This window comes from Chryseobacterium pennae, from assembly GCF_003385515.1.
GTDB classification, from domain to species: Bacteria; Bacteroidota; Bacteroidia; order Flavobacteriales; family Weeksellaceae; genus Chryseobacterium; species Chryseobacterium pennae.
Genome location: NZ_QNVT01000015.1, coordinates 12,697 through 24,506, shown reverse-complemented (window position 1 = coordinate 24,506; position 11,810 = coordinate 12,697). Strand labels below are relative to the sequence as shown.

General features: G+C 36.6%; 9 protein-coding genes. 2 read left to right on the top strand and 7 right to left on the bottom strand.

Translation table 11 applies throughout. From position 1 onward, the window contains the following. Nucleotides 1–19: 19 nt before the first annotated feature. The 4 genes from DRF65_RS15620 to DRF65_RS15605 form a co-directional block, all read right to left on the bottom strand. Nucleotides 20–847 (bottom strand): universal stress protein, encoded by an 828-nt coding sequence (locus DRF65_RS15620; protein ID WP_165852240.1) that lies wholly within the window; start codon nt 845–847, stop codon nt 20–22. A 42-nt stretch (nt 848–889) separates the two neighbouring features. After that, on the bottom strand, nt 890–2,302 hold the full coding sequence (locus tag DRF65_RS15615; protein WP_115971793.1) for an inorganic phosphate transporter: 1,413 nt from the start codon (nt 2,300–2,302) through the stop codon (nt 890–892). A gap of 392 nt (nt 2,303–2,694) precedes the next feature. Then, nucleotides 2,695–3,720: an LLM class flavin-dependent oxidoreductase gene (locus tag DRF65_RS15610; protein ID WP_115971697.1), complete on the bottom strand. Its 1,026-nt coding sequence runs from the start codon at nt 3,718–3,720 to the stop codon at nt 2,695–2,697. A 381-nt stretch (nt 3,721–4,101) separates the two neighbouring features. After that, nucleotides 4,102–6,240, bottom strand: coding sequence for a S9 family peptidase (locus DRF65_RS15605; protein WP_115971696.1), 2,139 nt, complete (start codon nt 6,238–6,240; stop codon nt 4,102–4,104). Nucleotides 6,241–6,558: 318 nt separating this feature from the next. Here DRF65_RS15605 and DRF65_RS15600 point away from each other — a divergent pair, with 318 nt between their 5' ends. Together DRF65_RS15600 and ygiD are read left to right on the top strand one after the other, a co-directional pair. Continuing rightward, nucleotides 6,559–7,071 (top strand): YceI family protein, encoded by a 513-nt coding sequence (locus tag DRF65_RS15600; protein WP_115971695.1) that lies wholly within the window; start codon nt 6,559–6,561, stop codon nt 7,069–7,071. An 82-nt stretch (nt 7,072–7,153) separates the two neighbouring features. After that, nucleotides 7,154–7,981 carry a 4,5-DOPA-extradiol-dioxygenase gene (gene ygiD, locus DRF65_RS15595; RefSeq protein ID WP_115971694.1) on the top strand — a complete coding sequence of 276 codons (828 nt, stop codon included), beginning with the start codon at nt 7,154–7,156 and terminating at the stop codon, nt 7,979–7,981. 70 nt (nt 7,982–8,051) lie between these two features. On the opposite strand, the gene DRF65_RS15590 is transcribed toward ygiD, so the two are convergent. The 3 genes from DRF65_RS15590 to hutH all read right to left on the bottom strand — a co-directional run bounded on the left by DRF65_RS15590 (nt 8,052) and on the right by hutH (nt 11,759). Continuing rightward, nucleotides 8,052–9,533, bottom strand: coding sequence for a S8 family peptidase (locus DRF65_RS15590; protein ID WP_115971693.1), 1,482 nt, complete (start codon nt 9,531–9,533; stop codon nt 8,052–8,054). Between the two features lie 212 nt (nt 9,534–9,745). Next, nucleotides 9,746–10,195 carry a GNAT family N-acetyltransferase gene (locus DRF65_RS15585; protein ID WP_115971692.1) on the bottom strand — a complete coding sequence of 150 codons (450 nt, stop codon included), beginning with the start codon at nt 10,193–10,195 and terminating at the stop codon, nt 9,746–9,748. A gap of 76 nt (nt 10,196–10,271) precedes the next feature. Continuing rightward, nucleotides 10,272–11,759 (bottom strand): histidine ammonia-lyase, encoded by a 1,488-nt coding sequence (gene hutH, locus DRF65_RS15580; RefSeq protein ID WP_115971691.1) that lies wholly within the window; start codon nt 11,757–11,759, stop codon nt 10,272–10,274. Nucleotides 11,760–11,810 lie beyond the last annotated feature (51 nt).

Below are 11,810 nucleotides of genomic sequence, written 5' to 3'. Positions count from 1 at the left end.
CTAAAACAGGTTTAAAAAGTTACGCATGAAGAATCAATACAGCCTTTACTGATTTATTCAGGATCTCATCTACTGTACTCCCGGAAAACAATCGGTAAATAATATTATGATTATGCTTTACAAGACATAAAATATCTGTTTTATTGGTTTCTATGAAATCAATAATTCCGCTAGATGGTTTATCATCCTCAACGTAGTGAAAGGTAATATCCACAGAAGAAAGTTGATCTTTTAATTTCTTTTCCCCATTTTCTATGGTTCTTGCAGCTGTATCTTTATCTGAAATATGGAGGACTTCCAGCTTCTTAGGATCGGAAACTTTTAGGATCTGGTTCAATGCTTTTATATCCCTTACGGATAGTTTTGTGGTTTTGTAATCAGCAGCCAAAGTGATAACAGGTGTTTGATGGAGTATACTTTCCGCAGGAACTATTAATGTAGGAATCCGCATTTTACTAATGGCTAAACTGGCATTGCTTCCTATAATTCCTTTAATTCCCGTAGCTCCCGTCATTCCCATTACTAAAAACGATACATCATTATATTCTATGTATTTGGTAATGACATTTCTTAAAAAGCCAACATCACACACAGTTTTAATCTGAATGTCTTTATATTCGTCATTATTACAGAAAGTTTCAGTCCATTCTTTCAACGCTGATCTTTTTCTGGCATAATAATCTTCAATAAAAATGGCATTGTATGTACTATTGTTAATACCTTCCGTAGGATGAATGGCATTCAGTACCGTTACTTTCATATTGATAGTTTTAGCAAGGGACAGAGCATATAACAGAGCATTACCTGCGTTATTGGAGAAGTCTGAGGCAACTAATATTTGTTTCATTTTTTTGGTTTTAATAAAGATCATTGAATTAAAAATCTGCCACTAAATAAACAGATGGAAACATATAAATAACAGTAAAGATAATACAATAGAAACCGGTAAGGTAAGTACCCAGGCAAGGCCAATACTTTTTAATGTTCCCGAATTAAGGTTACTTTTCCCCCCTGAAGCTACCATGGAACCGGCAATCCCACTTGACAAAACGTGGGTGGTACTTACCGGCAATCCCAGAAATGTACTTATACCGATAGTAGATGCTGCAACAATTTCACTGGATGCACCTTGGGCATAATTCAAATGTTCGTTTCCTATTTTCTCACCAATGGTTACTGCAATTCTCTTCCAACCTATAGTAGTTCCCAGCCCCAGCGATACAGAGATAATAATAATTACCCATAGAGGAGCAAATTCGGTTAGCTTTTTAAGTTCCTTAATCTGGCTGGTAAGTATCGCTCTGTTGGATTCGTCAATAACTATAGCCTTGTTTTCATTCAGTTTTTTTAGAGAATCAATAAGATTGTCAACCTGCTTTCTGAATTTGTAAGTGGCTGCTTTATCTCTTTCATTCTTATGTATTAGATTTTCTTTTACATTTTCAATGGTCAGATTCAACGTTTTAAATTCAGCTGTATTTTGAGTATTATGGCTGGCTGTCGCCTGTAATGTATGTTCCGTTGTATTCAGGATAGAAACAATCTTATCGTTAGGAATGTCATGATTAATTGCAAATTGAGCAGGCATAAAAGCAATCAGGATCAGCATAAAAAGACCTACTCCTTTTTGCCCGTCATTACTCCCGTGAAAAAAGCTTACTAAAGTACATGTTATTATTAGAATAGCTCTGATAGCCAAAGGAGGTTTGTCGTTTTCAGCTGTCGGAATATGAAAGAGCGATTTATAACGTATTACATATTTAAAAAACCACATCAGCAGAACCGCTAAGCAAAATCCTACTATCGGGGATAAAATGAGTGACATCCCGATTTCTTCAGCTTTATGCCAGTTTACTCCTCCTCCATAATACCAGGTAAACCCTAAACCGGCACCAATCAAGGCACCAATCAGAGTATGAGAACTGGAACATGGGATACCTAAATACCAGGTTCCCAGATTCCAAATGATGGAAGCCAGTAAAACAGCAAGTACCAAAGAGGCTCCTACTGAAACCGGCAGCGTTATGAGTGTATCCATAGGAACCAGTTTTAAGATTCCCATAGCAACAGCTATTCCCCCTGTAAAAACGCCAAGAAAATTCCAAAATCCTGACCAAGGAATTGCAATAACCGGCTTAAGAGCTTTGGTATAAATTACAGTTGCCACAGCATTGGCTGTGTCGTGAAAACCATTTACAAACTCAAAAGCTACAACAGCTACCAGACACAGGATAAAAATAATAACAAGTCCTGTACTGAGATCCGGATCCACCGAAAAAAATAGAATATTATTTAAAAGCATGGTTTTTTGTTTAAATTTTGGAATGACTGGATTAACAGAACATCCAGAATGTTGAGACATGAAGCAATTGTAAAAGCAGAATAACGAAGATATATTGAACATTCATAGACTTTGGAACATTCAAACAACTTGCTTAGTGAAATGGAAGCAGGTGAAAACTGTTTGTTACCAATATAATACAGGTTTTGGATCATATGGTGGATCATAGACAGGTCAATCATTAATAGCTATCGCTTTGTTTCATTGCCGTAAAGAAATGAAGTTTAAAAGATTACGGTGTTAATAAATGATTAACTGTTTATTATATTTAAAAAATAAGATTTCCTGTAATATAAAACAGAATAAAAAAAAGGAGACCTTTTCGGGTCTCCTCAATCATATCAATGTTCTTATTATAATCCCTGTACAGCAGGTTTTACTTCTTTTCCAAATAATTCAATAGACTTCATCATGATATCATGAGCAGGATCACCAATATCCATATGCCCGATAAATCTTGTAATTCCGAAAATCTCTTTCATATAAGCAATTTTATCTGCTACTTCAGCCGGGCTTCCGATGAATAAAGCACCATCTTTACTTCTTCCGCCATCATACTGCATTTTCGTGTAAGGAGCCCAACCTCTGGAAGATCCTATTCTATCCATCTGAGACTTATAATTGTGGAAATATCCATCTATTACATTCTGATCATCACTTACAAAGGTATGTGAGTGAATTGCAATCTGCATTTTAGACATATCATGTCCTGCTTTCTCATATTCCTGTTTGTAGAATTCAATCAGATTTTTAAACTGAATTGGCATTCCGCCAATAATCGCTACTACTAATGGCATTCCTAATTGGGCAGCACTTAAAACAGATTGTGGTGTTCCTCCTACGGCTCTCCAGATCGAAATTTTACCATCATTTTTTGCTCTTGGATACACTGTCTGGTTGTTCATTGGAGCACGAAGTTTTCCAGACCAGGTTACATTTTCCTCAGTGTTGATCTTTAATAATAAGTCGAGTTTCTCATCAAAAAGTTCCTCGTAATCATTCAGGGAATAGCCATACAGTGGAAATGACTCAATGAAGCTTCCACGTCCTACGAATATTTCGGCTCTTCCATTTGAAATTAAATCCAATGTTGAAAAATCTTCATACACTTTTACCGGTTCTGAAGAACTTAAAACAGTAACTCCACTCGCCAGTTTTATATTTTTTGTAATGCTTGCTGCTGCAGCCAATACCATTTCCGGTGAAGAAACAGCATAATCAGGACGATGATGCTCTCCCATAGCAAATACATCTATTCCTACCTCATCCATGAATTTCACCTGCTCCAGGATTTCATGAAGCTTGGTTCCTGCATCTCTATATTTTCCAGTTGACTGATCGAAAGCTAAATCTCCGAACATTCCAATTCCTAATTCCATATTGTTGTTTTTAATTATACAAAAATACAGCTATAAAATGTGAGATGCATTGATCTTTGATAAGATCGATAATATGCTTTAAACGCTAATAATTTTTTATGATATTGGACAACGCAAGGGCACAAAGTGATTAAAGATTATGCTGTTTTTAAGGCGCAAGAAAATCAAAGGTTTTCAACAAAAATAATGTAGATTTTTTGCCACGGATGCACGAATGAATTTATTTGTGAGTTCATGGCGATTATTTAGCTGTATACAATTTTATCGTAGGTAAAGTCCTTGCGCCTTATAACAGTATCATAGCAAATATTCTTTGCATCCTTGCGCTTTCCAACTAATACACCAATAAAAAAGTCCAGCCATTCCGGCTGGACTTTGATATTATTTTTTCAGATACAAATCAAAATAATTTGTGATTTTCTGCATTAAGTGAACTCTGTCTTTTCCAGTCACATTATGTGGATGTCCCGGATAAGCAAAGTAATCTAACTGAACTCCATTATCCACTGCTGACTTAACGAATTTAATAGAATGCTGCCATACCACTACATCATCCTGTGCACCATGGATCATCAATAGTTTTCCTTTCAGGTTCTGAACTTTATCTAAAAGGTTAGCTTTTGCATATCCTTCCGGGTTTTCCTGTGGTGTATCCATATATCTTTCTCCATACATGATTTCATACATATTCCATTCAATTACCGGTCCACCAGCTACTCCTACTTTGAATACATCCGGTTTACGAAGCATAAAGCTTGTAGTCATAAATCCTCCGAAACTCCATCCGTGAATTCCCATTCTTTCTCCATCTACATAAGGAAGAGATTTCAGGTAGTCTACTCCTTTCATCTGATCATCCATCTCAGTGGTTCCTAGATTTCTGAAAACAGCCTGTTCAAACTTCATTCCACGGTTGGCAGAACCTCTTCCGTCCATGGTGAAAATAATGTATCCGTTCTGAGCCATATATTCATACCAAAGATTTCCGGATGACGGGAAACTATTTGTAATCAGCTGTAAATGTGGTCCGTTATACAGGTACACGATGGTTGGATATTTTTTATTCGGATCAAAATTCGTTGGCAGGATAATCTTTCCATATAAGGGAGTTCCGTCATCTGCTTTCAATTCTACATTTTTAATTTCCGGTCTCTGATAATTCTTTAATGTATTTTCAGAGGTAAGAATATTGGTAGATTTTAAGTTTGATGTATTGATAATGTTTCCTACTCTTGGAGTATTGGCATTGCTGTAAGTGTCATATAAGTAATTCCCATCGCTACTCAAAACTCCGGAGTGCATTCCTTCAGTGGTATCTAATCTTTCCATTTTGAAGTTTGCCCAGTTGATCTTATATAAATGTCTTTCTAAAGGAGTCTCTTTTGTAGAGGTAAAGAATATTTCTTTTTTCTTCTCATTAAATCCTAAGATATCGGTTACCAGCCAGTCTCCTTTTGTGATCTGAGCCACCAATCCTTTTTCAAGATTATAGTGGAATAAATGATTATAACCCGTTCTCTGACTCTGCCAGATAAAATCTGTATTTGAATTCGGGAAGAAGGTAAGCGGATGCTGTGGTTCAACATATTTGCTGTCTGTTTCTTCAAATAAGGTTTTCACCAATGTTCCTGTGACAGCATCATACTGGTTCATCTTCATGTGATTCTGTCCCCTGTTCAATATGGCAACAAAAATATATTTTGAATCAGGACTCCATGTAACAGCTGTCAGATATTGATCTTTTTCGCCATCCACTTTCAGGAAAGTTGTTTCCTGAGTTTTAATATTGAAAACTCCTAATGTTACCTGGTGGGACGTTTGCCCAGCCATTGGATATTTGATGTTGTGGTTTACCGCTGGTGTTACTGACCAGTCAATAACCGGATAGTCTGCAACCATCGACTGATCCATTTTGTAGAATGCTACACTTTCAGAATTCGGTGCCGGGAAAATTCCTGTATCAATTCCAAATTCATTTCTGTGAACAGCTTGTCCACTGATGATATTTTCATTGGCCTCATTGGTTATTGCTATAGTTTTCCCATTTTTATTCACAAATAAATTATTCTTTGCAGTAAAAGCAAAAGTCTGTCTGTCTCCAAACATTTTTACATTCGCAGCATCAAGATCTATCTTTGCTGAATTCTTTACTTTCCAATCGTTTCCTGATTTTTCAATCCAGAACATTTTACCTCCTGTGTTGAAATATCCATTAGCTGTTCCCGTAAATTTAATAGGAGGAACAGATTTCAGTTTATTATCTGCAAACTGTCTGTTCAACTGTGTAAGAGATATCAGAGTATCCTGTTTATTGGTTTTTAAATCTGTAGTAAGATACCCACCTTTTACAGCCTGTATATACGATTTTCCGTCTGCAGACCATGAAAACTGTGAAATATTTTTCACCGCCAGATTGGTCCGTATTCCATTAACAGCCTCCGCCATCGTAAACTTCTGTGTCTGGGCAAATGCTGAGCTCCCCAAAACAAGCATCAATAAAGAATATGTATGTAATTTCATTGTATAAAATTGAATTCGTCAAAAATAAGAAATAAAAATCATCCGTTAAGAAACGTTAAAATAAAACATTCATAAAATGTAATTAATGAATTGATAAAAATTATTTCTTACCTTAATAGTAGAATTTTGTGAGGTTTATTGGGTAAGCACAAAAGCGCAAGATTTATCTGTGATAAAATTGTTGAGAATATTAAAATTGAATAGATATAAGAAAGAGTAAATGTAATAAAAATCATTTCTTATCCTATATCAATGACTTGTATATGTTCCCTGTTCTAAATTTGCATCATTAATAATAACAAAAAATACAAAATTACAATGGCAACAAAATGGACCTTAGACCCAACACATAGTGAAATTACTTTCAAAGTAAAACACATGATGATTTCTAACGTAAAAGGAAGCTTCAGAACTTTCACTGCTGAAATTGAATCTGAAGATGAATTCTTCGCAAACGCAAAAACTACAGCTACCATCCAGACTGACTCAGTATTTACGAACAATACTGACAGAGATAATCACTTAAAGTCTGCTGAGTTCTTCAACGCTGAAGCTCACCCGACCATCACTTTTGAATCTCAGAATCTGAACAATGAAGTGGTTGGAAATATTACCATCAACGGAATTACAAAGCCGGTAACATTAGATGTAGACTTTGGAGGAATCAATGTTGATCCATGGGGAAATACAAAAGCAGGTTTCTCTTTTGAAGGAAAAATCAGCAGAAAAGATTTCGGATTGAACTGGAATGCAGCTCTTGAAGCAGGAGGGGTAATGGTAAGTGATGATGTAAAAATCGCTGGTGAATTACAGTTTGTAAAACAAGCTTAATTTATAACATACTTTTTAAAGGGTTCAGGGATTTTACTAAAAAGCCTTGAACCTTTTTATTTTTTATTAATATTCAATACTTATGAACCTCAACGATCTTCAAAATATAAGTGACAGTTTCAACAATACGCAAAGAATGCCGGTTTTATTTCTTGGACACGGCTCACCAATGAATGCTATTGAAGAAAATCAGTTTGTACAGGGATTCAGAAAAACAGCAAGTGAAATTCCAAAGCCTAATGCTATTTTATGTATTTCTGCCCATTGGTATACTCCCGGAACATTTGTGACTGCAATGGAAATGCCTAAAACGATTCATGACTTTTACGGATTCCCAAAAGAATTGTTTGAAGTACAGTATCCCGCTCCCGGAAGTCCGGAGCTTGCCAGAGAAACTGCTGAACTTTTACTTCCTGCAGAGGTAGAAGAAGATCATAACTGGGGATTGGATCACGGTGCATGGTCTGTTATCAGACATTTATATCCTGATGCAGATATTCCGGTGATTCAATTAAGCATTGATTACACCAAACCTCCGCAATATCACTACGACCTTGCCAAAAGACTGAATAAACTTCGTGAAAAGGGAATTCTGATTATAGGAAGTGGAAATATTGTTCATAATCTACGTATGATCGACTGGAAGAATATCAATACTGTAGGTGCTGGCTGGGACTGGGCCATAGAAGCTCGGGAGAAAACCAATAACTGGCTTCTGGATGGGAACTTCCAGAATATTATTGATTATCAGAAACAGGGAACTTCTTTACAGTATGCAGTGCCTACCCCTGATCATTATCTTCCGCTGGTCTATACTTTAGGATTGAAAAATCAGGCTGAAGAGCTGTCTTTATTTAATGATGAACTTATAGGAGGTTCTCTGAGTATGACGAGCCTAAGGATTGGATAACTTAATATTACAATAAAAAAGGAAGCACCTCAGCCGAGATGCTTCCTTTTCTTTGTTGCATGATTATCATTTATTGTACTGCCTTTAAAACATTGATATTTCCATAGCCATAACTTGAATTAACAGTTGGATAATAGGTTGCAGACTGTCTCATTTTATTAAGCACCTGATCTCTTGTCCATGATGGATTTTTAGCCCAAACCAAAGCTGCAATTCCTGCTGTGGCAGCTGTAGCCACAGAAGATCCGCCCACATAATCAGCCTGTCCGTTGTAATAACTTAAAACAGGAACAGTATTTCCCGATGCCCTTTCCATCTGGAAGGTAAAATCAATCTGGCTTCCGGAGTGGCAAACATCACATTTTTGATTGGACGTTCCCTCTTTTACTCCTGTTATAGCCTGTGTCTCTGACATTGAAGCCGGAAAAATAACTCCGACAAAATTCGTAAAGCTCGTAGAAGTTCCTCCTGCACAGAAAATAAGTTTTCCTCTGGCATAAGCATATTTTACTCCATCCTCAATTTTTCCTACTGAAAAAATATGTCCCATTGACATAGAGATGATCTTTACGCTGGTATTATTTCCTAATTCTGTAAACGCAGTTTTCACCCCGTTTTGTTCATTGGAGGTTTCCAATACAACATTTTCTGCCGCTCGGTAAGCGATAAGATTAGCATTATAGGCTACTCCTACAGGAAGTCCTGCATTGTTTCTTGGGGCGGTCATTACAGAAGCCATTTTGGTTCCGTGTCCACACTGATCTGATGAACCATCACTATTATATACCCCATACTTACTGATTGTTCTCCCGGATGAAGCACCATTATTAAAACTGGATCCAAGTAAGGACTGATCTGGAGAAACTCCCGTGTCAATAAGACCAATGGTAACTCCTGCTCCTGTACTGTAGTTCCAGGCATCAGGGATATTATGCTTGGCAAATGCCCATGGAATTTTTGCACTTGGCGTCGTAGAAGTATAATCTACAGTACTTAAAGTTGCCGTCGAAAAGCCACATCCTGAAGATCCGCTGCCAGAAGACTTTGCATTAGTATTGTACTTAATTTCATTTTCAAAATAATGATAGTCTGCAGGCTCTACATATCGGATGGTTTTCATCTGACGAAGAGCTGTTATCGTTTCTTCTTTTTCGATGGTGACATCTATTTGGTTAAGATACTTATCGGAATTCAAAAGAAATCTTGCAGATCCTATTCCCTCAGATTTTGCAATCATATTTAAAATCTCTTCCTCCATATTTTTGTTATCTGAGGATTTACTTCTGTCAAAATCATCTTTGGATGAACCAAATCCAATAGATACCATTCTGTTACCACGGAAAACAGCACTCCAAAGGAAGTGATCGGATTCATTTCTCCAATTGAAAGTACCTTCATTTTTAATGGCCTGGTTGATCCTTTCATTGATTTGCTTTCCCGTTAATGGAGTTTTCTGAGAGATTTCAATATTGGGATTTTCATTCCGCAATTCTTCCTGTGTACAGGAGTTTAGGGCAAAAAATAATGCCAGGAAAAATACACTTTTTTTCATATGTTATAATTTTGATTGGAATCACAATATAACACTTTCATGAGAAATAAAAGTTTTTAAAAAATGAATTTAGCATTATATGAATATTAATTACCTTATAATAAATGGGTATATTTTAATTAATACAGGTCAGGAAAGCGATGCAGGTCTTACCATCCCATAAAATCTTAAAATCTTTGATTTGCCATCCTGAATCAAAATTTCAGATTTTCTTATCTCAGTTTTTTTTCATAGCAAACACTGCTGTCCACACCAATGTACTGTCCATAATTTGGAATCTGCTGGAATCCGCTTTTTTCATAAACGGAAATAGCATTCATTAAGTCCCGGGAAGTTTCAAGGACAGCCTTTTTATAACCTATTTCTTTGGCCCAGCTTTCAAGTTCTTTCACGATGGTGGAACCTAATCCTCTTTTCCTGAATTCTGGACTTGTAAACATTCTTTTGATCTCAACAGTGTCATCGGAAAGTTCCTTGAAAGCACCGCATGCTGCCGGAACTTCATCAATGTAAACAACAATACAGTTTTTAATCCCATCAATCGTATTAAACTGAGCAAAAAATGCATCATTATCACCATTATGCTCTGCAAGATTGGCGTCAAGATATTTTACAAGGGTTTGAAAATCTAAAGAAGTAGAATCTGTTCTGTGTATGATCATGTTTAAATTGGTTAAAAATTAAATGATTCTGAAAACAAAAAAGCTCCCATTCGGGAGCCTTTCATTTGTATGTTGATTAGTTGACAACAAACTTTCTTTCTTTGATAAGCTCTGCAATGGCCAGCATATCCTGACCAATCAGTCTGTCATCTTCAAGTTTTGCCACTTTTGAACGAAGAATGGTGTAGTTTTCTTCTATGATCTTAGAACATTTCGATGGCCTTCTGAATTCTAGTCCCTGAGCAGCAAACATTAATTCAACAGACAGAATATTCACCAGATTTCCAAGAACCTGATTGAATTTTCTTCCTGAAATACTTCCCATAGAAACGTGGTCTTCCTGTCCTAAACTTGTAGGAATAGAGTCTGCAGATGCCGGGAAACATAATGTTTTATTCTCTGTTACCAAAGCTGCAGAAGTATATTGAGGAATCATAAATCCTGAATTCAATCCTGAGCTTTCCGTTAATAATCTTGGAAGTCCGTATTTACCTTCAAGCAATAAATAACTTCTTCTGTCTGAAATATTTCCTAATTCTGCTACGGCAAGGGTTGCGTAATCTAAAGGTAAAGCCATTAGCTGACCATGGAAGTTACCTCCTGAGATAGATTCCTCAGCACTTAATACAATTGGATTATCTGTCACAGAGTTTAATTCTGTTTCCGCCATGCTTCTAAGGTGTTCAAAAGCATTTCTGCTCGCTCCGTGAACCTGTGGCACGCATCTCATAGAATATGGATCCTGAACTCTCTCGCAGTCTTCGTGAGCTTTCATATTTTCTGAACCTTTCAGGAACTTAAGCATTCTTGCTGCCACTTTCTTGCTTCCTTCGAACGGTCTGATTTCGTGAAGCTCTTTTTTGAAAGGACTTTCAGAACCTCTGTAGGCTTCAATACTCATTGCAGCCGTCATATCGGCAAGGTCTAACAGATATTCAAACTTCTCAAGTCCCTTGATAGAATGCGCTAAAATAAACTGTGTACCGTTGATTAATCCTAGTCCTTCTTTTGGTCCTAAAACCAATGGATCAAGATCATGTTTTTCCAGTACTTCCATCGTTTCAGAAACTGTATCACCTTCCCAAACCTGTCCAAGCCCTAATAAAGGCAATACCAAATGGGCCAGAGGAGCCAGATCTCCTGACGCTCCAACAGATCCCTGTTCAGGAACTACCGGAATAATGTCTTTTTCAAGCATCAGGATCAATCTCTCGATAACTTCAAGAGAAACTCCTGAAAATCCTTTTGATAATGCATGAACTTTTGCGATGATCATGATTTTTGAAAGCTCTTTTTCAATGGGTTTTCCTACCCCTACTGCATGAGAAATAATCAGGTTATACTGTAACTGTGCTGTTTCATCAGCTGATATTTTAGTATCACACAACGGCCCGAAACCTGTATTGATCCCGTATACACATCTATCTGATTCTACTATTTGCTGTACGTTTCTCTGAGATTTTAAAATTTGTTCTTTAGCTGCTTTGTTCAGCTTGGCTTTATTAGGTTTTTTACATATTTCCAGAACATCATGGAAAGTAAAAGCATCTACTCCGTATATCATTTCTAAAAAATTTTCTTAAAATTACGCATTTAACAATAATTGGAGAAACTA